The sequence below is a fragment of the Variovorax sp. 10N412 genome, from assembly GCF_056394985.1.
Genome location: NZ_JBFTIO010000002.1, coordinates 257,712 through 278,469, shown reverse-complemented (window position 1 = coordinate 278,469; position 20,758 = coordinate 257,712). Strand labels below are relative to the sequence as shown.

General features: G+C 67.8%; 26 protein-coding genes and 1 pseudogene. 19 read left to right on the top strand and 8 right to left on the bottom strand.

Annotated features, from left to right (window positions below):
- Window positions 1-3: 3 nt before the first annotated feature.
- The 3 genes from AC1DJH_RS06805 to smpB form a co-directional block, all read right to left on the bottom strand.
- The gene (locus tag AC1DJH_RS06805; RefSeq protein ID WP_478185189.1) at window positions 4-519 is read right to left on the bottom strand and encodes a sigma-70 family RNA polymerase sigma factor; all 516 of its coding nucleotides are present in this window, start codon (window positions 517-519) and stop codon (window positions 4-6) included.
- Between the two features lie 29 nt (window positions 520-548).
- On the bottom strand, window positions 549-944 hold the full coding sequence (locus tag AC1DJH_RS06800; protein WP_478185188.1) for a COG4315 family predicted lipoprotein: 396 nt from the start codon (window positions 942-944) through the stop codon (window positions 549-551).
- 97 nt (window positions 945-1,041) lie between these two features.
- Complete coding sequence (smpB, locus tag AC1DJH_RS06795) at window positions 1,042-1,518, bottom strand: SsrA-binding protein SmpB (RefSeq protein ID WP_409168598.1); 477 nt, start codon at window positions 1,516-1,518, stop codon at window positions 1,042-1,044.
- A 64-nt stretch (window positions 1,519-1,582) separates the two neighbouring features.
- On the opposite strand from smpB, the gene AC1DJH_RS06790 reads away from it, so the two are divergent.
- Both AC1DJH_RS06790 and AC1DJH_RS06785 read left to right on the top strand, forming a co-directional pair.
- On the top strand, window positions 1,583-2,029 hold the full coding sequence (locus tag AC1DJH_RS06790; RefSeq protein WP_478185187.1) for a type II toxin-antitoxin system RatA family toxin: 447 nt from the start codon (window positions 1,583-1,585) through the stop codon (window positions 2,027-2,029).
- A gap of 10 nt (window positions 2,030-2,039) precedes the next feature.
- The gene (locus tag AC1DJH_RS06785; protein ID WP_472111744.1) at window positions 2,040-2,384 is read left to right on the top strand and encodes an RnfH family protein; all 345 of its coding nucleotides are present in this window, start codon (window positions 2,040-2,042) and stop codon (window positions 2,382-2,384) included.
- A gap of 9 nt (window positions 2,385-2,393) precedes the next feature.
- Here AC1DJH_RS06785 and AC1DJH_RS06780 read toward each other — a convergent pair whose 3' ends face one another.
- Window positions 2,394-2,915, bottom strand: coding sequence for a DUF4124 domain-containing protein (locus AC1DJH_RS06780; RefSeq protein WP_478185186.1), 522 nt, complete (start codon window positions 2,913-2,915; stop codon window positions 2,394-2,396).
- A gap of 138 nt (window positions 2,916-3,053) precedes the next feature.
- Between AC1DJH_RS06780 and guaB the strand changes: the two genes are divergently transcribed.
- From guaB to guaA, 4 genes are all read left to right on the top strand, one after another.
- Window positions 3,054-4,523, top strand: a complete 1,470-nt coding sequence (gene guaB, locus AC1DJH_RS06775; protein WP_472111750.1) for an IMP dehydrogenase — start codon at window positions 3,054-3,056, stop codon at window positions 4,521-4,523.
- 88 nt (window positions 4,524-4,611) lie between these two features.
- Entirely contained in the window at window positions 4,612-4,860 is a 249-nt protein-coding gene (locus AC1DJH_RS06770; protein WP_435438329.1) for a type II toxin-antitoxin system Phd/YefM family antitoxin, read from the top strand.
- Window positions 4,857-5,291, top strand: coding sequence for a type II toxin-antitoxin system VapC family toxin (locus AC1DJH_RS06765; RefSeq protein ID WP_435483742.1), 435 nt, complete (start codon window positions 4,857-4,859; stop codon window positions 5,289-5,291). The genes AC1DJH_RS06770 and AC1DJH_RS06765 overlap by 4 nt, the downstream gene beginning before the upstream one ends.
- 11 nt (window positions 5,292-5,302) lie before the next feature.
- Window positions 5,303-6,919, top strand: a complete 1,617-nt coding sequence (gene guaA, locus AC1DJH_RS06760) for a glutamine-hydrolyzing GMP synthase (protein ID WP_478185185.1) — start codon at window positions 5,303-5,305, stop codon at window positions 6,917-6,919.
- Between the two features lie 63 nt (window positions 6,920-6,982).
- Here guaA and AC1DJH_RS06755 read toward each other — a convergent pair.
- Window positions 6,983-7,492, bottom strand: a pseudogene (locus tag AC1DJH_RS06755) (outer membrane beta-barrel protein); the annotation flags it as partial.
- 298 nt (window positions 7,493-7,790) lie between these two features.
- Here AC1DJH_RS06755 and AC1DJH_RS06750 point away from each other — a divergent pair.
- Window positions 7,791-8,264 carry a 2'-5' RNA ligase family protein gene (locus tag AC1DJH_RS06750; protein ID WP_478185184.1) on the top strand — a complete coding sequence of 158 codons (474 nt, stop codon included), beginning with the start codon at window positions 7,791-7,793 and terminating at the stop codon, window positions 8,262-8,264.
- Between the two features lie 144 nt (window positions 8,265-8,408).
- Window positions 8,409-8,900: a RidA family protein gene (locus tag AC1DJH_RS06745; protein ID WP_478185183.1), complete on the top strand. Its 492-nt coding sequence runs from the start codon at window positions 8,409-8,411 to the stop codon at window positions 8,898-8,900.
- On the opposite strand, the gene AC1DJH_RS06740 is transcribed toward AC1DJH_RS06745, so the two are convergent.
- The gene (locus tag AC1DJH_RS06740; protein WP_478185182.1) at window positions 8,897-9,973 is read right to left on the bottom strand and encodes a DUF72 domain-containing protein; all 1,077 of its coding nucleotides are present in this window, start codon (window positions 9,971-9,973) and stop codon (window positions 8,897-8,899) included. The genes AC1DJH_RS06745 and AC1DJH_RS06740 overlap by 4 nt on opposite strands.
- A 62-nt stretch (window positions 9,974-10,035) precedes the next feature.
- On the opposite strand from AC1DJH_RS06740, the gene AC1DJH_RS06735 reads away from it, so the two are divergent.
- The 8 genes from AC1DJH_RS06735 to AC1DJH_RS06700 all read left to right on the top strand — a co-directional run bounded on the left by AC1DJH_RS06735 (window position 10,036) and on the right by AC1DJH_RS06700 (window position 16,477).
- Window positions 10,036-11,538, top strand: a complete 1,503-nt coding sequence (locus AC1DJH_RS06735; RefSeq protein WP_478185181.1) for a sensor histidine kinase — start codon at window positions 10,036-10,038, stop codon at window positions 11,536-11,538.
- Complete coding sequence (locus tag AC1DJH_RS06730; RefSeq protein ID WP_478185180.1) at window positions 11,535-12,173, top strand: response regulator transcription factor; 639 nt, start codon at window positions 11,535-11,537, stop codon at window positions 12,171-12,173. Before AC1DJH_RS06735 ends, AC1DJH_RS06730 begins: the two co-directional genes overlap by 4 nt.
- 118 nt (window positions 12,174-12,291) lie before the next feature.
- Window positions 12,292-12,792, top strand: coding sequence for a GlcG/HbpS family heme-binding protein (locus AC1DJH_RS06725; protein ID WP_478185179.1), 501 nt, complete (start codon window positions 12,292-12,294; stop codon window positions 12,790-12,792).
- Window positions 12,792-13,490 carry an ankyrin repeat domain-containing protein gene (locus AC1DJH_RS06720; protein ID WP_478185178.1) on the top strand — a complete coding sequence of 233 codons (699 nt, stop codon included), beginning with the start codon at window positions 12,792-12,794 and terminating at the stop codon, window positions 13,488-13,490. The genes AC1DJH_RS06725 and AC1DJH_RS06720 overlap by 1 nt, the downstream gene beginning before the upstream one ends.
- A 46-nt stretch (window positions 13,491-13,536) precedes the next feature.
- Window positions 13,537-14,169, top strand: a complete 633-nt coding sequence (locus AC1DJH_RS06715; protein ID WP_478185177.1) for an FMN-binding negative transcriptional regulator — start codon at window positions 13,537-13,539, stop codon at window positions 14,167-14,169.
- A 1-nt stretch (window position 14,170) separates the two neighbouring features.
- Window positions 14,171-14,389 (top strand): hypothetical protein, encoded by a 219-nt coding sequence (locus AC1DJH_RS06710; RefSeq protein WP_478185176.1) that lies wholly within the window; start codon window positions 14,171-14,173, stop codon window positions 14,387-14,389.
- Window positions 14,379-15,509: a tRNA adenosine(34) deaminase TadA gene (gene tadA, locus AC1DJH_RS06705; RefSeq protein ID WP_478185175.1), complete on the top strand. Its 1,131-nt coding sequence runs from the start codon at window positions 14,379-14,381 to the stop codon at window positions 15,507-15,509. Before AC1DJH_RS06710 ends, tadA begins: the two co-directional genes overlap by 11 nt.
- Window positions 15,506-16,477: an LD-carboxypeptidase gene (locus AC1DJH_RS06700; protein ID WP_478185174.1), complete on the top strand. Its 972-nt coding sequence runs from the start codon at window positions 15,506-15,508 to the stop codon at window positions 16,475-16,477. Before tadA ends, AC1DJH_RS06700 begins: the two co-directional genes overlap by 4 nt.
- A gap of 49 nt (window positions 16,478-16,526) precedes the next feature.
- Here the strand turns inward: AC1DJH_RS06700 and AC1DJH_RS06695 are convergent, their stop codons facing one another.
- Window positions 16,527-16,769 carry a hypothetical protein gene (locus AC1DJH_RS06695; protein WP_472111785.1) on the bottom strand — a complete coding sequence of 81 codons (243 nt, stop codon included), beginning with the start codon at window positions 16,767-16,769 and terminating at the stop codon, window positions 16,527-16,529.
- 436 nt (window positions 16,770-17,205) lie between these two features.
- On the opposite strand from AC1DJH_RS06695, the gene AC1DJH_RS06690 reads away from it, so the two are divergent.
- The 3 genes from AC1DJH_RS06690 to AC1DJH_RS06680 all read left to right on the top strand — a co-directional run bounded on the left by AC1DJH_RS06690 (window position 17,206) and on the right by AC1DJH_RS06680 (window position 19,237).
- On the top strand, window positions 17,206-18,153 hold the full coding sequence (locus AC1DJH_RS06690; RefSeq protein WP_478185173.1) for an adenylate/guanylate cyclase domain-containing protein: 948 nt from the start codon (window positions 17,206-17,208) through the stop codon (window positions 18,151-18,153).
- A 135-nt stretch (window positions 18,154-18,288) separates the two neighbouring features.
- Window positions 18,289-18,630 carry a hypothetical protein gene (locus AC1DJH_RS06685; RefSeq protein WP_472111790.1) on the top strand — a complete coding sequence of 114 codons (342 nt, stop codon included), beginning with the start codon at window positions 18,289-18,291 and terminating at the stop codon, window positions 18,628-18,630.
- 244 nt (window positions 18,631-18,874) lie between these two features.
- The gene (locus tag AC1DJH_RS06680) at window positions 18,875-19,237 is read left to right on the top strand and encodes a hypothetical protein (protein WP_472111793.1); all 363 of its coding nucleotides are present in this window, start codon (window positions 18,875-18,877) and stop codon (window positions 19,235-19,237) included.
- Window positions 19,238-19,239: 2 nt separating this feature from the next.
- Here AC1DJH_RS06680 and AC1DJH_RS06675 read toward each other — a convergent pair whose 3' ends face one another.
- Window positions 19,240-20,751: a mannitol dehydrogenase family protein gene (locus tag AC1DJH_RS06675; RefSeq protein WP_478185172.1), complete on the bottom strand. Its 1,512-nt coding sequence runs from the start codon at window positions 20,749-20,751 to the stop codon at window positions 19,240-19,242.
- Window positions 20,752-20,758: the final 7 nt, after the last annotated feature.

The window sequence follows — 20,758 nt, the reverse complement described above, 5'->3', positions numbered from 1 at the left end:
TTTTCATTTGAGGCGGCGCAGGCCGGGACGACCGGGCGCGCAGGCGCCGTCCATCAGTTCCTGCAGCCGGACGCGGGCGCGCGACAGGCGCGACATGACAGTGCCCGCGGGAATGCCGAGCACCTTGGCCACCTCGGCATAGGACAGGTCTTCGAGCGTCACCAGCAGCAGCACGGCGCGCTGCTCCTCGGGCAGCTGCATCAGGCAGCGCTGCAGGTCCAGGCGCGTGCCCTGGTCGCGGCCCGGGTCGATGCCGCCCTGCATCTCGTGCGGCAGGTCGTCGAGCGAGACCACGGCGTGCGGTGGCGGCGTGCGCCGCACCTGGCTGGCAAAGATGTTGTGCATCACGGTGAACAGCCACGCGCGCAGATCGGTGCCCACGACCCACAGGCGCCACTTGCTGCAGGCGCGCTCGAGCGTGTCCTGCACCAGGTCGTCGGCGGCCCATGCATTGCCCGTGAGCGCACGCGCATAGCGGCGCAGGCTCGGGGTGTGCTCGATCAGCAGGCGGGCGTCCATGAAGGCGTGGACCGATCCAAAAACGCCGATCAGGGCTTGGCGATTTTCCAGGTGCCGTTGACGCCGTCGCCGGTCTTGTCTCCCGGCTTGCTGTCCTTGGCCCAGTAGTACAGGGGCCAGCCCTTGGCGGCCCATTGCTTCTTGCCCTCGTCGCGGGTGACGATGGTGAAGTCGCCGGTCGCCTTGTCGCCTTCGGAGGCCATGAACGGCGGCCAGTTGGTGGCGCAGCCGCCGTTGCAGGCCGACTTGCCGCTGCCTGCGGTGTCCTTGTCGAAGGTGTAGAGCGTCATGCCCGTGGCGCCGACGAGCGCGCCGTCGGCGGGCTTGGGCTGGGCGAAGGCCGGCAGCGCGAGCAGGGCTCCGAGCAGCACGGTGAAAGACGCACGCGAAAGAAGGGGAGGGAGCGAACGGCTGAAAGGCGACATGGAAAGACTCCTGGGTTGTGATGGCACCGGCTTGTCCGGTGACAAACGTACAAACGCCCGCGGCGGGTCTTTTATTCCATGGCCTGCAAAAAAAGATTCAGCGGCTGCGGCTCTTCATGGCGCGTTCGACTTCGCGCTTGCCTTCGCGGTCCTTGATGGTGTCGCGTTTGTCGTGCTCGGCCTTGCCCTTGGCCAGCGCGATGTCGCACTTCACCTTGCCGGCTTTCCAGTGCAGGTTGAGTGGCACCAGCGTGTAGCCCTTCTGCTCGATCTTTCCGACAAGGCGGCGGATTTCTTCCTTGTGCAGCAGCAGTTTCTTGGTGCGTATCGAGTCGGGACTGACGTGGGTCGAGGCGCTCTTGAGCGGGTTGATCTGCAGGCCCACCACGTACAGTTCGCCGTCGCGGATCACCACGTAGCCGTCGGTCAGCTGCACCTTGCCTTCGCGCAGCGATTTGACTTCCCAGCCCTCGAGGACCATGCCGGCCTCGAAGCGCTCTTCGAAGAAATAGTTGTAGGCGGCCTTCTTGTTGTCGGCGATGCGGGAGGAGGTGTCTTGTTTCTTTGTGGCCATGACTCAGGAATGTTGGGGCTGCATGGCTTCAATACAATCTCCGTCGCGCACGCGTGCCGATTCTATGAAAACAGTCAACAAGTCCGTCCTCATCTGGTACAGCGCCGAAGAAATGTACGCGCTGGTCACCGACGTGGCCAAGTATCCGCAGTTTCTTCCCTGGTGCGACAAGTCGCGCGTCATCGATCAGGACGAGGCCGGCATGACTGCCGAAGTCGGCCTGTCCTTCGGCGGGCTGCACAAGAGCTTCACCACCCGCAACACCCATGTGCCGGGGCGCGAGGTGCAGCTCAAGCTGGTCGACGGGCCGTTCTCCAACCTCGACGGGCAGTGGAAGTTCGTGCCGGTGGGCGAAGCGGGCGAGCGGGCCTGCCGCGTCGAACTGCACCTGAGCTACGGCTTCAGCAATTTCGCCTTGCAGGCGCTCGTGGGGCCGGTGTTCGACACCATCGCCTCCAGCCTGGTCGAGGCCTTCGTCAAGCGCGCCGAGCAGGTTTACGGCGCTTCCTGATGCCTTGCCCATGACCCGCGTGATCGAGGTGGCGCTGAGCTGTTCGCCCGGGGCCCGCGAGGTGTTCGAACAGGTGCTGAAGCTGGCACCCGAGACCACGCTGGCCGACGCGGTGAAGGCAAGCGACCTGTCCGTGGCGCTGCCGGAACTGGACTGGCGCCATGCGATGACGCCGGGGATCTGGGGCAAGGTCGTCGAGTGGGACCAGCCCCTGAAGGAAGGGGACCGCATCGAACTGTGCCGGCCCCTGAAGGTGGATCCGAAAGTGGCGCGCCGGGAGCGCTTCCAGCGCCAGGGCGCGCGGGGGACTGGCCTGTTCGCGAACCGCCGCAAGGGCAGCGCCACGGGCTACTGAGGCACGCGGCTATTTGCAGTCGCTGTCGATGATCGACTGAATGCGCTTCTGCTCGGCCGCGCGTGCCGAGTCGTCCATGATTTCGCGTTCGCCGCTGGCATTGACCTTGGCGATGCGCACACCGCTGTCGACGGTGGCCTTGCCCTGGCGGGCGAGCACGCAGTTGTCGGCCTTGGCCTTCGCCGACTTGGCGGCTTCGGCGGCCTGCTTGGCCTTTTCGTCGGCCTCGGCCTTCCTGGTCTTCTCCTCGAGTTCCTTGTCGACACCGGTTGGCTTGGGCGCGGCCGCGGACTTGGGCGGTGCATCTGCCGCGGCTTCGGCGGGCGGGGCATCCACGTTCGGGTTCGCCGTGGTGCGCGCGACCGGCGGCGGGCCGACGCGGCGCAGGATGTTCTTCTCGGGAATGTCGGGCGGCGGCGCCTGGTCGCTGAAGACCTTCTTGCCGTTCTTGTCGAGCCATTGCCATTGGGCGCTCGCGGAGAGCGGCAGCGCAACGACACATCCCAGTACCAGCCAATGCACGAATTTCATGCGCGAATTCTAGCCACGCCTTACTTTTTGCAACATCCGCATCGGCTGGCATTGGGTGGTTTTGCAACGCCGCGGAAAGGCCTGGGCCGGCAAACCCTTCGGGCGCGTCGTTACAATCCGTCTTTTGGAGCTTCACCCATGCGCCTTCTCGGCAAAGCGCTCACCTTCGACGATGTGTTGTTGGTGCCAGCGTTCTCCCAGGTCCTGCCCAAGGACACCTCCCTCGCCACCAAACTCTCCCGCAACATCACGCTGAACCTGCCGCTCGTTTCGGCGGCCATGGACACCGTGACGGAAGCCCGCCTCGCGATCGCCATCGCGCAGGAGGGCGGCATGGGAATCGTGCACAAGAACCTTACCGCGCAACAGCAGGCCGCCGAAGTGGCGCGCGTGAAGCGCTACGAGTCGGGCGTGCTGCGCGACCCGGTGGTGATCACGCCGACGCACTCGGTGCGCCAGGTGATGGCGTTGTCCGACCAGCTCGGGATCTCCGGCTTCCCGGTGATCGACGGCGGCAAGGTCGTGGGCATCGTGACGGGGCGCGACCTGCGCTTTGAAACCCGCTACGACGTGCCCGTGAGCGAAATCATGACGCAGCGCGACAAGCTCATCACCGTGCCCGACGGCACCACGCTGGCCGATGCCAAGGCGCTGCTCAACAAGTACAAGCTCGAGCGCCTGCTGGTCATCAACAACGACTGGGAACTCAAGGGCCTGATCACCGTCAAGGACATCACCAAGCAGACCAGCTTCCCCAATGCCGCACGCGACGCCAGCGGCCGCCTGCGCGTGGGCGCGGCGGTGGGCGTGGGCGACGGCACCGAAGAGCGTGTCGAAGCCCTGGTGAAGGCCGGCGTCGATGCCATCGTGGTCGACACCGCGCACGGCCACAGCGCCGGCGTGATCGAGCGCGTGCGCTGGGTCAAGCGCAACTATCCCCAGGTCGACGTCATCGGCGGCAACATCGCCACCGGCGATGCAGCGCGTGCGCTGGCCGACGTGGGTGCCGACGCGGTCAAGGTCGGCATCGGCCCTGGCTCCATCTGCACCACCCGCATCGTGGCCGGCGTGGGCGTGCCGCAGATCATGGCGGTCGACAGCGTCGCCACCGCGCTGCAGGGCACGGGCGTTCCGCTGATCTCCGACGGCGGCGTGCGCTACTCGGGCGACATCGCCAAGGCGATCGCTGCCGGCGCCAGCACCGTGATGATGGGCAGCATGTTCGCCGGCACCGAAGAAGCTCCCGGCGAAATCGTGCTTTACCAGGGCCGCAGCTACAAGAGCTACCGCGGCATGGGCTCCATCGGCGCGATGCAGCAGGGCAGCGCCGACCGGTACTTCCAGGAATCGAGCACCGGCAACCCCAACACCGACAAGCTGGTGCCCGAAGGCATCGAAGGCCGCGTGCCCTACAAGGGCTCGATCGTCTCCATCGTCTACCAGATGGCCGGCGGCGTGCGTGCCAGCATGGGCTACTGCGGCTGCGCGACCATCGCGGACATGCAGAACAAGGCCGAGTTCGTCGAGATCACCACGGCCGGCATACGCGAGAGTCACGTGCACGACGTGCAGATCACGAAGGAAGCGCCGAACTACCGGGCTGATTAAGGGCTGAACAAGCCTGTTCTGGCCAGACCTTGAAAGTCAGGCCAGTTTGAGATTAGAATTTGGGCCAGATTCAATTTTTCTGGCCCAAATGCAATCGATCGGTATCGCTGAAGCCAAGAACAACTTCTCGGCCCTGATCGACCTGGTCGAAAAGGGCGAGGAGGTTCGCATCACCCGCCACGGCAAGGAAGTCGTGCGCATGCTGCCGGTGCGCCGCAAGCCGGTCATCACCGATGAGCAGATCGAGCGCGAGCTCGGCCAGATCGACGCGCTGCACGCCACCATCCGGCCCGGTCTTTCGTTGCGCGCCTTGCGCGAAGAAGGGCGCCAGCCATGACCGCCTTCGTCATGGACGCCTCGGTCACCGCCGCCTGGCTGCTGCCCGACCAGGCCAGCGAACACACCCGCAAGCTCTACGCCGCCATCCGCCGCGACGAGGTCGAGCCGCAGGCGCCCAACGCCTGGCAATGGGAGTGCGCCAACATTCTTGCCAACGGCGTGCGCAGCGGCCGCATCCCCGCGTCCGCGGTCGAAGGGCTGTGGAGCGTGCTCGACGCCATCCGCCACCGCGTGGAACTGCACGAGCTCGCACCCGCGCAACACAAGGCCGTGCTGGCCGTGGCCATCGACGCCGGCGTATCGCTGTACGACGCGGGCTATCTCTGGCTCGCCAAATCGCTAGATCTCCCGCTCGCCACTTTCGACGAGCAACTCATCCAGGCGGCGCCGCACGCGGGCGTCAAGCTGTTCGACATTTCAACGCTCTGAGTCCTCTCGCCATGCAACACGACAAGATCCTCATCCTCGACTTCGGCTCGCAAGTCACGCAACTCATTGCACGCCGCGTGCGCGAAGCCCATGTGCTGAGCGAAGTGCATCCCTGCGACGTCACCGACGAATGGGTGCGCGAATACGCCGCCGACGGCCACCTGAAGGGCGTGATCCTTTCCGGCAGCCACGCCAGCGTGTACGAGGAAACCACCGACAAGTGCCCGCAGGCCGTGTTCGACCTCGGCGTGCCGGTGCTCGGCATCTGCTACGGCATGCAGACCATGGCCCATCAGCTCGGCGGCAAGGTCGAGGGCGGCCACAAGCGCGAGTTCGGCTTCGCGGCCGTGCGCGCCCATGGCCACACCGCGCTGCTGAAGGACATCGCCGACTTCACCACGCCCGAAGGCCACGGCATGCTCAACGTGTGGATGAGCCACGGCGACAAGGTCACCGAACTGCCGCCGGGCTTCAAGCTCATGGCCAGCACCGACAGCTGCCCCATCGCCGGCATGGCCGACGAGGCGCGCCGCTACTACGGCGTGCAGTTCCACCCGGAAGTCACGCACACCGTGCAGGGCAAGGCGCTGCTCGAGCGCTTTGTGCTCGGCATCTGCGACGCCAAGCCCGACTGGGTCATGCGTGACCACATCGCCGAAGCCGTGCAGAAGATCCGCGAGCAGGTGGGCGATGAGGAAGTCATCCTGGGCCTGTCGGGCGGTGTCGATTCGAGCGTGGCGGCCGCGCTCATCCACCGCGCCATCGGCGACCAGCTGACCTGCGTGTTCGTCGACCACGGCCTGCTGCGCCTGAACGAGGGCGACCTGGTCATGGAGATGTTCGAAGGCAAGCTCAACGCGAAGGTGATTCGCGTCGATGCCAGCGACCTGTTCCTCGGCAAGCTCGCCGGCGTGAGCGACCCCGAAGCCAAGCGCAAGATCATCGGCGGCGAGTTCGTCACGGTGTTCAAGCAGGAAGCCGCCAAGCTCAAGGCCGGCGACGGCGGCCACAAGGGCGCGACGTTCCTGGCGCAAGGCACGATCTACCCCGACGTCATCGAGTCGGGCGGGGCCAAGAGCAAGAAGGCCGTCACCATCAAGAGCCACCACAACGTGGGCGGCCTGCCCGAGCAGTTGGGCCTGAAACTGCTCGAGCCGCTGCGCGACCTGTTCAAGGACGAAGTGCGCGAATTGGGTGTTGCACTCGGCCTGCCGCCTGAGATGGTGTACCGCCATCCGTTCCCCGGCCCGGGCCTGGGCGTGCGCATCCTGGGCGAGGTGAAGAAGGAATACGCCGACCTGCTGCGCCGCGCCGATGCGATCTTCATCGAGGAGTTGCGCAACTTCAAGGACGAGTCGGGCAAGACCTGGTACGACCTCACGAGCCAGGCCTTCACCGTGTTCCTGCCGGTGAAGAGCGTGGGCGTGATGGGCGACGGGCGCACCTACGACTACGTGGTGGCGCTGCGCGCCGTGCAGACCAGCGACTTCATGACGGCCGACTGGGCGGAGCTGCCCTACGCGCTGCTGAAGAAGGTGTCGGGCCGCATCATCAATGAAGTGCGCGGCATCAACCGCGTGACCTACGACGTGTCGAGCAAGCCGCCGGCGACGATCGAGTGGGAGTGAGGGGTACTCCGACGTCTGTCGGGCCCGAGGCCACCCGCTGAACGCGCCCGGCGTGCTTCGGGTCTAGAAACTCGCCTTCAGGCCCACCGTCAGCATGCCGCCCTTGGCCTGCTTCGACAGCTTGCCGAAGTAGTCGTAGTCCGCGGTGATGGCTAGGTTCTGCGTCACCCGATATTCGGCGCCGAAGCCTGCCATGACGCCGTTGGCACCGCCCGAGAAACGCCGGTTGCCGGGTACGCCGTTGTCGCCGCCGGAAATGCGCCCGTGCGCAATGCCGAGACGCCCGTTGACGGCGAAGAACTCGCTCAGCGGCAGGCGCGCGGTGGCTGCCGCATAGAAGGCCTGGCCCGAGCCGCTCTGCAGCGTTGAAACGCCGTAGGCCGAGGTCCACTGGCTCACGCGGCCCAGGCGCGCATAGCCGGCCTCCACGCCGAAGTGCTCCGTCAGCCGGTAGCCGCCGTACAGCTTGTAGGCCGTGCCGGCCTTGCTGCTTTTTTCGCCACCCCACGGCGCGGGCGCGCTGCTGGACGACGAGAGGCTGAAGCTCGAATGGCCGATGCCGCCGCCCGCATAGAAGCCGGTGTCCTGTTAGACGGCGATGAAGCCTGTCCGCCCGTGTGCGTCGATTCTCAAAAACCAGCCTGAAGACCCGCTTGGCACTTGCTGAAGGGCGCATGAAGCGCGCAGGTCCATGGGCGATGATCGAGGCATGTCAGAACAGTTTCTTCTTCCCGGTATCGATCCCCCGCCGCGGCCGCTGCCACGCCCCCGAAGCAAGGCGCGCAGCAAGCAAGTGCTGCCGCACTCGCTCTTTTTCGCACTGCTTCCCCACGCGCAAGACGCCACGTCGATCGAAGCGTTGGGCGAACGCATGAACTCGCAACACGCATTGAAGGGAACACCGGTCGCAGCGCATCGCCTGCATGTCACGTTGTTCGACCTGGGCGGCTACGCGCAGGTGCCGGCCGACACGGTGGCGCAGGCCTCGAGCGCGGCCGCCACTGTCGCGGCACCGGCATTCGACATCGTCTTCGACAAGGCCATGAGCTTCACCAAGGGCGCGCTGGTGCTGTGCGCCGACGACGAAAAGAACACCGCGGCCCTCATGGCTTTCCGGCAGCGGCTGGGCGAAGCGCTGGCCGATGCGGGCCTCAAGCCCTCGCGCGCCTTCACGCCGCACATGACGCTGGCCTACGCACGACGCAAGCTGGAGAAGCACGCGCTCGAAGCGCCCGTCAAGTGGACCCCAGGCTCGCTCGTGCTTATCGACAGCCACGTGGGCGAGGGCGTGCACGAGGTGCTTGGCCGGTGGCCCGGCGCCCAACTGGACGCGGCGCTCGCCTGACACGAACTTCCCGCCGCGGGTCTGCAGACGCGCCCAAGCCGGCACGCTGATCGCCCTGTCTGTTCTGCCCTCGATCCGCGTCGTCTGTATCTGTTCCGCAGCGAAGGGGATGGCGACAATGACGCTCCCTTTCACGGAACAGCCATGACAGACAAGACCCGAGACCAGATCGCCGACCGGATTGCCGCCGAGCTGGGTCACAGCTTCGACGGCGAGATCATTGCCGGCGGCCACTACGTGCCGCTGGTGCGCGACGGCCGCACGGTCTACCTCAGCGGTCAGGTGCCGCGCGTGGGCACCACGGTGGTGGTCACCGGCCGCGTCGGCGACGCGGTGTCGCTGGCCAAGGCCCGGGAGGGCGCGCAGATCTGCACGCTGCGCAGCCTCACGCTGCTGCGCCGGGCGCTCGGCTCGCTCGATGCCGTCGAGAAGGTGCTGCGCGTGGGGGTGTTCGTGCAGTGCACCGTCGACTTCACGCAGCAAAGCGAGGTGGCCGATGCCGCGTCGGACCTGCTGCACCGCGTGTTCGGCGACGCCGGCGTGCATGTGCGCACGGCGGTCGGTGTCTATGCGCTGCCGAAGAACGCGACGGTCGAGGTCGAGATGACCGTCGCCGCCAAGCAAAACATCGGCTAAGGCGACGCCAGTCCGCTGAGGTCGCGCGCCAGTTGCGCGATGGTCAGCGGCGCGCAGCCTTCGGCGTTGTTGCTCACGGTGACGAAGGCGTTCTGGCCCGCACGGGTGGTGCCGGCGATCACCTTGGCCAGCGCGGCGCGGGTTTCGGGGTCGGGGTCGACGATCCTGTCGAACGGGCCGTAGAGTTTTTCCGCGTCCTCGTAGCCGAAGCGGCCGTGCCGCCGGTGCAGGTTCCAGCGGCACACCAGCGGGCCGGGCCACAGCGCGCGCAGCATCGGCAGCTGGTCTTCGATGGGCGGCATCTTGGCGTGCAGGCCCATGCAGAAGGTGGCGCCCACGCTGCGCAGCATCTCGGCGAAGGCGGGGTTCAGCAACTGCGGGTCGCGCACCTCGACGGCGACCACCGCGTCGGGCGCGACCTGCTTCAGGTTGGGCAAGGCATCGAGCATTTCGGCGATGCGCGCGAGCAGCGCAGGCTGGTCGGCCAGGATGTGCCCCGGAATCGGGCTCAGCTGGAACACCAGCACGCCGATGCGATGGCCCAGCCCTTCGAGCGCGGGCAGCACGAACTCCTGCCGCGCGATGTCGGGGCTCAGGAACACCGGGTTGGCCTGCATGCCGCGCCCGCTTTCGTCGCGCGCGGTGGCGTCGCTCACCAGGCTGGGCGCCTTCACCATGAAGCGGAAGTCGTCGGGCACCATGGCCGCGTAGCGGGCGTACTGGCTCGCGGTGAGGGCGCGGTAGAAGTTGCGGTCCAGGCTCACGGTGCGAAACAGCGGGTGCTTGGCGAGTGCGTGCAGGCCGTGCTTCGACAGCACGCTCTCGGCGTATTCGCCGTCCCATACGAGGTTGGCCCAGCCGGGGTAGCTCCACGACGAGGTGCCAAGCCGCAGGTTGGGCGGCAGCGCGGCGGCCAGTTCGACGAGTGCGGGGTCTGCAGGCGCGGGCTCGACGGTGCCGGTGCGCGACTTCTTCCTGGCGGGCGCTTCGGCTTCGGAAGGCGCGGACACGGCCACGGGCGCCTCTTCGGGGCGCGGCAGCTCGGGAAAAAGAGAGTCCTGTACTTCAACCATGTCTGGGGCTGCATTCTCGGCCCACATCGATCGGGCCTGGCGCGGCGGGCACAATCCGCGCCATGAAACAGTGGTTGCGTACGCAGGGCGGTTGGTGGCTGGCATGGCTGGCGCTCACTGCCGCGGGTGCGGTGTGGATCGCGCGCGCCGAGCTCGCGCAGATGCACCAGGACTTCGAGACCGACGTGCGCATTGCGCACCGCCTGCTGAGCCAGCAGATGGTGCAGTACGACGCCGTGCTGGCCACGCTCGCGTTGCTGGAGCCCAGCACCGGCGCGGACCATCCGGAACAGCGCCTGCCGTCCGTGTACTCGTCGATCCTGCGCGTGCAGCGGCGCGAGCGCGACGAGCCCTGGCCCGACACCCCGCAGATGGGCACCACCGCGCAGGCGCTGGCGGCGGCGGAAGCGCGCTCGCGCGACCAGCGCCGCGCCGAGCTCGCCACCCTCGACCTGGCCCACGGCCGCTATGTGCTCGTGATGGGCGCCACGCCGTTCAGCTACGCGCTGGACATCGACCTGGCCGGCTCCGTGCCGTGGCGCGACTGGCCGATGAACCCGCAGCGCAGCCCGGTGCGCCTGAGCCTGCAGCGCGACGGGCAGCAACTGGTGCTGCAGCCGGGCGTGCCGGCGGCCAACGGCTGGCGCTTCGGCCTGACCAAGGCGCTGGCGTCGCCGAGCCAGCCTTTCGACGTGGTGGCCGAACGGCAGGTGGGCTGGGGCGAGTTGCCGTGGCGCGGCATTGCCGCGTGGGCGGCTGCCATGGCCGCGCTGCTGGCGGGGCTGTGGGCTGCGCAGCGCCAGCGCATCGCGCGGCGGCGTGCCGAAGAACTGCTGCGCCTGGGGCAGGTCGCGCGGCTCAATGCACTGGGCGAACTGTCGGCCGGCCTGGCGCACGAACTCAACCAGCCGCTCACGGCGGTGCTGGCCAACGCGCAGGCCGCGCGCCGCCTGCTCGACGACGATCCGCCGGACCTGGCCACCGCGCGCGACGCGATGGGGCAGGCCGTGGAGCAGGCCCGCCGTGCGGCCGGCGTGGTGGGGCGCCTGCGCCGCGTGATCGAGCGGCCCGAAGCCGGCGGCGACGTGAAGCCGCTGGTGCTGCAGGAGGTGGTGCGCAGCGCCATGCACCTGCTGGCGCCCGAGTTCGCGCAGCGCACCGTGGCCGCGCAGTTCGACGCCGCCGCGCAGGCGCCGGTGCGCGTGCAGGCCGAGGCGGTGGCGCTGGAGCAGATCGTTCACAACCTGCTGATGAATGCGCTGCAGGCGCTCGAGCTGGTGCCCGCCGCCGAGCGCCGGCTCGTGGTGTCGGTCGGGCGCAATGGGCAGGAGGGCGTGCTGACCGTGACCGACAACGGCCGCGGCATTGCGCCCGAGGCGCTGCCGCGCCTGTTCGAGCCGTTCTTCAGCACGCGCGAAGGCGGGCTGGGCCTGGGCCTGAGCCTCAGTGAAACGCTGGCCAGCGGCATGGGCGGCAGCCTGGGCGCGGCCAACGTCTCGCCGCGCGGCGCGCGCTTCACCTTGCTGCTGCCGCTCGTCGCACCCACCGCGGAGCGTTCGTCATGAACACCGCCGCTCCCCACCAACCGCAGTCGCCGCTCATCCACCTGATCGACGACGACCAGGCGGTGCGCGACGGCCTGTCGCTGCTGATCGGCACGGTCGGCCTGCGCGTGCAGGCCTGGGCCGACCCGCAGGCCTTCATCGACGGCTTCGACCGCGCGAGCGTGGGCGCGATCGTGCTGGACGTGCGCATGCCTGGCATCAGCGGGCTCACGGTGCTCGACCGGCTGGTGGCGCAGGGGGTCGACCAGCCCGTGATCATGCTCACCGGCCACGGCACCGTCGAGATGTGCCGCCGTGCCTTCAAGGCCGGCGCGGCCGAGTTCCTCGAAAAGCCGGTGGACGACGAGCAGCTGCTCGAAGCCTTGCAGCACGCGGTGCGCCAGCATGTTCGCTCGCGCGAACGTTCGCAGGCCGACAACGCGGCGCGCGAGCAGGTGGCGCAGCTGTCGGAGCGCGAGCGCGAGGTGCTGGCCTTCATCGTGCAGGGGCTCACCAACAAGGAGATCGCGCGTGAACTGTCGCTGTCGCCGCGCACGGTCGAGACGCACCGCGCCAACCTGTTCGCCAAGCTCGGCTGCGATTCGCTGGCGCAGCTCATCCGGCGCTATGCCGTGCTGGTGGACGGCGCTGCGTAGTTCTACGGAGCACCGCGCGTAGCCGTACGAATGGCTGCGGGCGCTCGAGTTTTCTACAGTGGCGCAGCCGTCGGCAACAGCCGGCGCGAACACCCGAATCCACTGGAGAAAACGAACAATGCAAACCATCCTTCGCCTCGGCAGCCTCGCCGTCCTGCTCGCCGCTTCGGTCGCGCAAGCCCAGACCCCCGCACCTGCAGTCCGCACGGAAAGGAACATGTCGCTCGCGCTGGCCAACCAGCTCGCGTCTGAAGCCGTGGCAGCCTGCGCGGCCAACGGCTACAACGTGGCGGCCACCGTGGTCGATCGCGCCGGCACCGTGCGTGCCGTGCAGCGCGCCGACAACGCCGGCCCGCACACGCTGGCTTCGAGCGAGCGCAAGGCCTGGACCTCGGCTTCGTCGAAGGCGCCCACGCAAGCCATGATGGAAGGCTCGCAGAAGAACCCCGGCGGCGCCAACCTGGTGTACCTGCCGGGCGTGCTGCTGCTGGGCGGCGGCGTGCCGGTGAAGTCGGGCAACGAGGTGATCGGCGCGGTCGGCGTGGGCGGCGCGCCCGGCGGCCACCTCGACGAGCAATGCGCCAACGCGGCCATCGACAAGGTCAAGGGCCTGCTCTGATGTTCGCGCGCGGTATCTGGTCGGGCATGCTGGTCGCCGCGCTCGGCTTGGGCGTGTCGACGGTCGCGTGCGCCCAGGTGCCGCCGCTCGCGGCCGAGGTGCAGGCCTATGACGGTCTGCACCAGGCTGCGTGGCACGGCGACCTGGCGAAGCTCAGGAGCCTGATCGCCTCGGGCGCGAACCTCGATGCGCGCGACACGCGCGGCCGCACGCCGCTGCAGGTCGCCACGCATGCGCGGCAGCGCGAGGTCGTCAAGCTGCTGGCCAAGGCCGGCGCCAATCTCGACCTGCTCGAGGACGACCGCTACGACGCGGTCACCATCGCGTCGGTGGCCGACGATGCCGCCACGCTCTCTGTCTTGCTGTCGCTCGGCGCCAGTGCCGGGCAGACCACGAGCCGCTACGACGGCACCGCGCTCATTGCGGCCGCGCACCTCGGAAACGACGAGGTGGTGCGCCGGCTGATCGCGGCCGGCGCGCCGCTGGACCATGTCAACAACCTGCACTGGACGGCGGTGATCGAGTCCATCGTGCTCGGCGACGGCGGCCCGCGCCACCAGCGTACGCTGGCCGCGCTGGTCGGTGCCGGCGCCAGCCTCGCGCTGGCGGACCGCCAGGGCAACACACCGCTGCAGCTGGCGAAGGCGCGCGGCTACACGGCCATGGTGAAACTGCTGGAAGAACCGCGCGCAAGATAGGTCGGCTCGGGGACAATCGGACCTCGCCCTACGAGGAAAGCGCCCCATGTACCTGCCCCCGCAGTTCAACGCCAAGGACCCGGCCATCGCGCTGGAGCTGATGCGCTCGCATCCGTTCGCGAGCCTTATTTCGAACGACGACGACGGCCTGCCCTACGTCTCGAACCTGCCGTTGGTGGCCGAACAGCGAGAGGGCGACGAGCTGGTTCTGTGGGGCCATTGCGCCAAGCCCAATCCGCACTGGCGCTACCTGCAGGCGCGGCCCAGGGCGACCGTCACCTTTCTCGGTCCGCATGCCTACCTGTCGCCGTCGGTCTATCCCGACCTGGCGCGCGTGCCGACGTGGAACTACCTCGCCGTGCATTGCACCGTCGAGACGCGCCTGATCGAGGAGCCGGGCGCGAAGGACGTGTTGTTGAAGAAACTCATCGGCGACCACGAGCCGGCGTATGCGCAGCAATGGCGAGACCTGGGCGAGGAGTTCCAGCTCAAGATGCTGGCCGGCATCGTCGGTTTCGAGCTGCGCGTGACGGCGCTGCAATGCAAGGTCAAGCTCAACCAGCACCGGCGCGAATCGCATGCCGCAATGCACGCCATGTACAGCGCGGGCACGCCGGACGAGCAGGCATTGGCCGCGTGGATGGACCGCCTCGGCATGCCCGCGGCGCAAGGCCACTGAGATGCGCGGACTCGGATTGATCGGCCTCGTGCTGGCCCTGCTGATCGTCGGGCTGGTCGCGAAGAAGCAGATGACCAGCATGGCGGCACCCGTGGGCGCGCCGCCGGTTGCCGGGGAGTCGCCCGACACTGCCCACGACCAGGCGCAGCGCGTTCAACAGCAGGTCAAGGACGCGCTCGACGCCGCGGCCAAGACGCGCCAGATGCCGGATGACAACTGAGACCGCCCCAGCAAGCTCGCCGAGCGACGCGCACTGGATGTCGCTCGCGCTGGCCGAGGCGCGCCTGGCCGCCGCGGCGGGCGAGGTGCCCGTCGGCGCGGTGCTGGTAAAGGACGGCCGGCTCCTCGCGACCGGCCGCAACACCCCCGTGGCGCAGCACGACCCGAGTGCGCACGCGGAAATCAACGCGCTGCGCGCCGGTGCCGCGGCCCTGGGCAACTACCGGCTCGACGGCTGCGAGCTGTTCGTCACGCTCGAGCCGTGCGCCATGTGTTCGGGTGCCATGCTGCATTCGCGACTGGCGCGCGTGGTGTTCGGCGCGACCGATCCGAAGACCGGCGCGGCCGGTTCGGTGCTCGATCTTTTTGCCGAGCCGCGGCTGAACCACCGCACGCAGGTGCAGGGCGGGGTGCTGGCCGACGAATGCGCCGCGGTGCTGCAGGCCTTCTTCCAGCAACGCCGAAGCGCCGCGCGCGCACAGGCCGAGCCCTTGCGCGACGACGCGCTGCGCACGCCGGCCGAACGCTTTGCCGCGCTCGAGAACTACACCTTCGCACCACGTCACGTGCAGGACCTGCCGGCGCTGCACGGCTGGCGCATGCACTACCTCGATGAAAGCGGTGAAAGCAGTGAAGGGGGTGATGGCGAGAAGCTCGCAGGCTGCCTGTGCCTGCACGGCCCGGGCGAATGGGGCTACTTCTTCCGTCGCCTCGTGGGCCTGCCGGGCCTGCGCACGCTGGTGCCCGACCTGGTCGGATTCGGCAAGAGCGACAAGCCCAAGCGCGAAACCATGCACACGCTGGCGTGGCATGGTGAGGTGCTGCGTGAATGGCTCGCGGGCGTGCAGGCGGGCCCGCTGGTGCTGGTGCACAGCACGGCCGCCACCGAACTCGCCGCGCTGTTGCAGGCCGTCGTGCCTGAAGTTTTCGTCGCGACGCTCGTCGCACCCGACGGCGACGAGCGCATCGAGGACGCATGGCGCGCGCCGTACCCCGACCGTGGCTACGAAGCCGCACTGCGCGCGCTCGGGCCCATCGCATCGTCCTCGGGGCCGACGTTGGCGCAGGCACGGGTGCTCGCTCTTGAAGTGCGCAACGCAATGGGATACTCGACCACGTGACCAAACACATCTACATCTATTCCCCCTCCAGTGCCATTCGCGACAAGGCCGCCTTCCGACGCGGCGTGAAGCGGCTCAAGGCGCTGGGCCATGAAGTCGAAGTCGACGACGCGGCACTCTCGGTGCACCAGCGTTTCGCTGGCGACGACGCCACGCGGCTCGCCGCGATTTCCCGCGCCGCCGCCAGCGGTGCCGACGTGGCGCTCATCGCGCGCGGCGGCTACGGCCTCACGCGCATCCTCGATGCGCTGCCCTACAAGGCCATTGCCAAGGCGATCGGCAAGGGCACCGAGTTCGTCGGCTGCAGCGACTTCACCGCACTGCAGAACGCGCTGCTCGCCAAGACCGGCGCCGTCACGTGGGCCGGTCCTGCGGTCGGCGAAGACTTCGGCGCCGAAGCCGGCCCCGACGACGTCATGGAAGCCTGCTTCGACGACCTCGTGAGCGGGCAGGGCGAAGGCACCGGGTGGCGCATGCCCGCGCGCGACGCCGACCTGAAGTTCAAGGCCGTGCAGGACGCGGTGCTGTGGGGCGGCAACCTCTGCGTGCTGACCAGCCTGCTAGGCACGCCGTACTTTCCAGCCATCGACAAGGGCGTGCTCTTCATCGAGGACACCAACGAACACCCGTACCGCGTCGAACGCATGCTCGACCAGTTGAAGATGGCCGGCGTGCTCGCGCGTCAACGTGCCATCGTGTTCGGCCAGTTCACGGGTGTGCGCAAGGTGCCGGGCTATGACCGCGGCTTTGGCATCAACACCGTGATCGACCGGCTGCGTGCTTCGCTCAAGGTGCCCGTGTTGGCTGGCTTGCCGTTCGGGCACGTTGCCACGAAAGTACTGCTTCCGGTCGGCGCCAAAGTGTCGATGGCCGCCGAGGGGCGCGACGTGTTTCTGGTCTGGGGTCACAGGCACGAGGCCGGTGATCACGATCACCACGGCCACGACCATCACCACCACGCGCATTGAAAAAAGAAACGGCCCCGAAGGGCCGTTGCTGCGTGACGCGCGGGTCGGGTCAGGCGTCGTGCGTGAAGCGCTGGTGGGTCCTGGGGCCCATCGAGCCGGGCAGGCCGCCCTTGAACATGCTGTTGATGGTCTTCATCTGGTTGCGCGCGGCGGTTTCGCCGTCGATCGCGCTCAGCGCAATCATCACGTCCTGGCGCAGATACCAGAGCGATTCGACGTCGGCCGCAAAGCGCACCCGCTGGCTGACGCGCTGTACCGAATTGCCGCCATGGTCCTGGAGCACCGAGAGCATTGCGGTGCGGATGCGCCCCAATTGGCTCTCTGCAGCCCGACGGGAACCAAAGCCGGGCAGGTTCAGCAGGCGAAGAATGCGGCGAAAAAGCATGGGACAAAAAGCGTATTGCTGGGAGCAGTGACGTTCGATACCTTAAGCGGCAGTTCACGATTGCACAAGATCCGGAACAGTGTTCCTTGTTTGTAAACAACACGCTTTACTTAGAGATCTTTTTTGATGTCTGGTTTTGTTTTCTAAAGTACTACATATCAAGGAATGACTGTCTCGCATCTGATCTGTTGCAAGGTGCGTATACATGTAACGTCAACAAATATGGCGTGCAAGCCGTTCCACTTTTTGCGGCAATGCACACAAGCAAAGGAAATGGTTTGCAGGGTAACGTGGGAATCCGGCCATTCACCAACAGCGATCTGAAAACGAGAATCACAAGAACATGGGTGTCAATTCCACAGTCGTATTCGCGGACTTGACGGGAAGTACCGGGGTCTTCGAGGCCATGGGGAATGCGCGAGCCACGGAAACCGTCACGCGGCTGACGCAATGGATCGGCGGCGTATGCCAGACGCACGGCGGCCGTGTCGTGAAGTCGCTCGGCGACGGCGTCTTCGCCATTTTTTCGACGGGTGCCGCCGCCACGCATGCCGTCATCGAAATGCAGCGCTATCACCAGAAGCGCCTGCTCGTGTGGCCGGCGCCGTTGCGCATGGCGTTGCAGATCGGCGTGGCGAGTGGCGAGGTGGTCGAGGTCGAGGGCGACTGCTACGGCGACGCCGTCAACCTGGCCTCGCGGCTCAGCGACCTGGCGGGGCCCGGCCAGATCTGGGTGACCGATGCGGTCATCTCGCAGTTGCACGAGGGGTCGGTGCAGCACCGGGACCTGGGCCACATCAACATCCGCGGTCGCAGCGAGATGCCGGTCGTGCATCGCATCGACTGGCAGGAAGAGGTGACCTCCTTTCTCACGGTGCCCGCCTCGCTCGCACCGTCGCGCATGCCCGACTCCTCGTTCGGGCAGATCGAGCTGGCCTGGCTCGACGTGCGCTCGATGTTCCGCATCGAACAGCTGCCGATCCACCTGGGCCGTGTCGACGACGCCCAGTTCGTGGTGAACGACCCGCGCGTGTCGCGGCTGCATGCGCGCATCGAATTGCGCCAGGGCAGTTGCGTGCTGATCGACGTCAGCACCTACGGCACCTGGGTGCGCTTTCACGGCAACGGCGGCCCGAGCACCGAGATCGCCCTGCGCCGCGAAGAATGCGTGCTGCACGGCAGCGGCGAAATCGGCCTGGGTGCCCCCTTGAGCGATTTCAGCGCGCCCACCATCGCCTTCAACACGACCGGCGGCGACGTGATGCTCTCGCGCCGCGAAATCGCGCGCTGATCCGCATGGAACGGCGAACGCCGCGAGTTGCTCGCCTGCGGCAACCGGCTTTTGCGCCGCCCGGTGCACCGTGGCACGGGTTGCGGCGTTGACTGGGCACCCCGGACACCGTCCGCCCTTGGCCCCGGAGCCCCTGTGAATTCCAAACCTCAATCTTCTGTTTTCAAATGGGCCGCCGTCGGCGCCTTAGCGGCCGTTGCGTTGCTGGCAGCAGGCGCGGCCAGCGCGCGCGGCAGCTGGTCGGTTCAGATCGGCACGCCTGGCGTGGCCTACCCGGCACCGTACTACGCGCCACCGCCGGTCTATCCGTATCCGGCGCCCATCTACTACGAAGCGCCGCCGCCGGTCTATTACCGGCCGCCGCCGCCGGTGTACTACCGCCCGGCGCCCGTCTATGCGCCGCCGCCCGGTCGGGTCTACTACGGACCCGGCTATCCCTACCGTCCGCCGAACGGCTGGTACGACGAGCGCGATTGAGCATCGGCCAGCCTTGCAGCCGTGCCGGTGGCTGAGGTCTCCTGAAAATGGCATGCCAGCTGGCATGCCATTTTTGTTTCAGGATGCGACGAAAAAGTCACATCGATTCACATTTGTGTGGCTTTAAGGCCGCTTCGACGCCTCTGGCACGCCGTTTCCCACGGGTTTGCGCAAGGCATGCCGCTTGCCTTGAGTCGTTCACCTGCGTTGAAGCGCAGGAGGAGCGACACATGGGATTCATGGCATGAACGCAATGAGCATCGGCGGCCTCAACGGCATGGACGGCGGGGCCAGCGTGAACTTCGGCGCGGACAGCCGTCCGCAGCCGCGCACCCTGGTGCGCAGCAACGCGGTGACGCATGTGCGTCCCTTCACCACCGTCGAAGCCGCGATCGCCGCGATCGAATCGCTGGACCGCGAACTCAGGAAGTTCGAGCTCGCGGTGGCCGACAGCCTGCAGGACTACCTCGGCGTGCAGATGGCGCAGATCACCGACTGCGCGCTGGCACGCGGGTGGGAGCCGCTCAGCTTCATGCAGCGGGACGGGTTTCGCGTGTACCGCTACGAAGCGATGGCCAGCGCGTCGAGGCGCAGCAAGAGGCGCTGAGGCTAGGCCGGCGCGCTGGCCGCGTCGAATGCCGCAAGGGCGCCGAGCACGCCCCGCGTTTCAAGCCGCCCCAAGTGCCGCGCCACCGCCGCAACGAAGTGCAGGTCACTGCCGAGCTCGCCGAACACCGGCCTGAAGCCGGTGAAAAAGGCCACGCGGTCCTGCACCGACGGCGCCGTATCGGCTTGCGCCAGGCGTTCGATGAGCGCGGCGGCCAACGGGTCTTGTATGTCGTGCGTGGCGCCGGTCTCGTCGACACCGCGCAGGTAGTAGATCCAACCGGCCACGGCCAGTGCCAGCCGGTCGATCGGCAGTCCCGCGGCCAGCCGGTCGCGCACCGTGCCGAGCAGCCGCTGCGGCAGCTTCTGTGAACCGTCCATCGCGATCTGCTTCGTCTGGTGCTGCAACGCGGGATTCGAGAAGCGCGCCAGCAGCCGGGCACGGTAGCTGTCGAGGTCGATGCCCTCCATGGCAGGCAGGGTGGGTGCGATCTCGTCGCGCATCAACACGTCGATGAAGTTGCGCAGCGCCGGCTCGGCCATTGCGCGATCCACCGTGCGAAGGCCTGCCATCGCGCCCAGGTAGGCCAGTGCCGAGTGGCTGCCGTTGACCATGCGCAGCTTCAGCCGTTCGAAGGGCTCGGCGTGTTCGACGAAGCGCGCGCCGCCCGCCGTCCAGTCGGGCCGGCCGTTGGCGAAGCGGTCTTCGACCACCCATTCGAGAAAGGGCTCGCCGATCACCGGCCATGCGTCTTCCGCGCCGAGCCGCGTGGAGATGCGCGCGCGGTCGGCGTCCGTGGTGCGCGGCACGATGCGGTCGACCATCGAATTCGGGAACGTGCAGCGCGTGCCGATCCAGTCGCGCAGGCCGGCATCGACCGCCTGCGCGAACGCCAGCACGATGCCCCGCGTCGTGTCGCCGTTGGCGGGCAGGTTGTCGCACGACAGCACCGTGATCGGTGCCAGCCCGCGCGCGCGGCGCAGCGCCAGCGCGTGCACCACGAAGCCGGGCATGGTGCGCGGCGACGCGGGGTGCGCGAGGTCGTGAACGATGTCTGGTGCGTCCAGCCGCAGCGCGCCGGTGGCCGGGTCGTGGTGGTAGCCCTTCTCGGTGATCGTGAGGCTCACGATGCGCGTGTCCGGGTGCGCGATGCGTTCGAGCACGGCCAGCGGGTCTTCGGGCGCGACCCGCACGTCGAGCAGGTTGCCCACGACCTGCAGCACCTCCCGCGGGCTGCCGTCGTCCGCCGCGTCGCGCAAGGCCAGTGTGTAGAGCCCGCCCTGCGGGCGCAGCGCGTCGCGCGTGTCGGCCGCGCGCAGCGACACACCCACCGTGCCCCAGCGCAGGTCGCCGCTCGCATGCAGCGCGGCCTCGTTGACCACCGCGATGTGCGCGCGATGGAACGCGCCCACGCCCATGTGGACGATGCCGGCCTGCAGCGCGTCGCGCCGGTAGCGCGGCCGCGCGACGTCGGCGGGCAGGGGGGGCAGGGTGTCCGGATGCAAACGCGGCATGGCTCGT

Coding starts and splice junctions, on each gene's coding strand:
- AC1DJH_RS06745 (WP_478185183.1), top strand. CDS start 8,409: ATGACAGACAAGACCCGAGACCAGATCGCCGACCGGATTGCCGCCGAG.
- AC1DJH_RS06715 (WP_478185177.1), top strand. CDS start 13,537: ATGTACCTGCCCCCGCAGTTCAACGCCAAGGACCCGGCCATCGCGCTG.
- smpB (WP_409168598.1), bottom strand. CDS start 1,518: ATGGCCACAAAGAAACAAGACACCTCCTCCCGCATCGCCGACAACAAG.
- AC1DJH_RS06735 (WP_478185181.1), top strand. CDS start 10,036: ATGAAACAGTGGTTGCGTACGCAGGGCGGTTGGTGGCTGGCATGGCTG.
- AC1DJH_RS06680 (WP_472111793.1), top strand. CDS start 18,875: ATGAACGCAATGAGCATCGGCGGCCTCAACGGCATGGACGGCGGGGCC.
- tadA (WP_478185175.1), top strand. CDS start 14,379: ATGACAACTGAGACCGCCCCAGCAAGCTCGCCGAGCGACGCGCACTGG.
- AC1DJH_RS06695 (WP_472111785.1), bottom strand. CDS start 16,769: ATGCTCTCGGTGCTCCAGGACCATGGCGGCAATTCGGTACAGCGCGTC.
- guaB (WP_472111750.1), top strand. CDS start 3,054: ATGCGCCTTCTCGGCAAAGCGCTCACCTTCGACGATGTGTTGTTGGTG.
- AC1DJH_RS06725 (WP_478185179.1), top strand. CDS start 12,292: ATGCAAACCATCCTTCGCCTCGGCAGCCTCGCCGTCCTGCTCGCCGCT.
- AC1DJH_RS06805 (WP_478185189.1), bottom strand. CDS start 519: ATGGACGCCCGCCTGCTGATCGAGCACACCCCGAGCCTGCGCCGCTAT.
- AC1DJH_RS06720 (WP_478185178.1), top strand. CDS start 12,792: ATGTTCGCGCGCGGTATCTGGTCGGGCATGCTGGTCGCCGCGCTCGGC.
- AC1DJH_RS06780 (WP_478185186.1), bottom strand. CDS start 2,915: ATGAAATTCGTGCATTGGCTGGTACTGGGATGTGTCGTTGCGCTGCCG.
- AC1DJH_RS06710 (WP_478185176.1), top strand. CDS start 14,171: ATGCGCGGACTCGGATTGATCGGCCTCGTGCTGGCCCTGCTGATCGTC.
- AC1DJH_RS06770 (WP_435438329.1), top strand. CDS start 4,612: ATGCAATCGATCGGTATCGCTGAAGCCAAGAACAACTTCTCGGCCCTG.
- AC1DJH_RS06765 (WP_435483742.1), top strand. CDS start 4,857: ATGACCGCCTTCGTCATGGACGCCTCGGTCACCGCCGCCTGGCTGCTG.
- AC1DJH_RS06690 (WP_478185173.1), top strand. CDS start 17,206: ATGGGTGTCAATTCCACAGTCGTATTCGCGGACTTGACGGGAAGTACC.
- AC1DJH_RS06800 (WP_478185188.1), bottom strand. CDS start 944: ATGTCGCCTTTCAGCCGTTCGCTCCCTCCCCTTCTTTCGCGTGCGTCT.
- AC1DJH_RS06740 (WP_478185182.1), bottom strand. CDS start 9,973: ATGGTTGAAGTACAGGACTCTCTTTTTCCCGAGCTGCCGCGCCCCGAA.
- AC1DJH_RS06790 (WP_478185187.1), top strand. CDS start 1,583: ATGAAAACAGTCAACAAGTCCGTCCTCATCTGGTACAGCGCCGAAGAA.
- AC1DJH_RS06750 (WP_478185184.1), top strand. CDS start 7,791: ATGAACTCGCAACACGCATTGAAGGGAACACCGGTCGCAGCGCATCGC.
- guaA (WP_478185185.1), top strand. CDS start 5,303: ATGCAACACGACAAGATCCTCATCCTCGACTTCGGCTCGCAAGTCACG.
- AC1DJH_RS06675 (WP_478185172.1), bottom strand. CDS start 20,751: ATGCCGCGTTTGCATCCGGACACCCTGCCCCCCCTGCCCGCCGACGTC.
- AC1DJH_RS06730 (WP_478185180.1), top strand. CDS start 11,535: ATGAACACCGCCGCTCCCCACCAACCGCAGTCGCCGCTCATCCACCTG.
- AC1DJH_RS06785 (WP_472111744.1), top strand. CDS start 2,040: ATGACCCGCGTGATCGAGGTGGCGCTGAGCTGTTCGCCCGGGGCCCGC.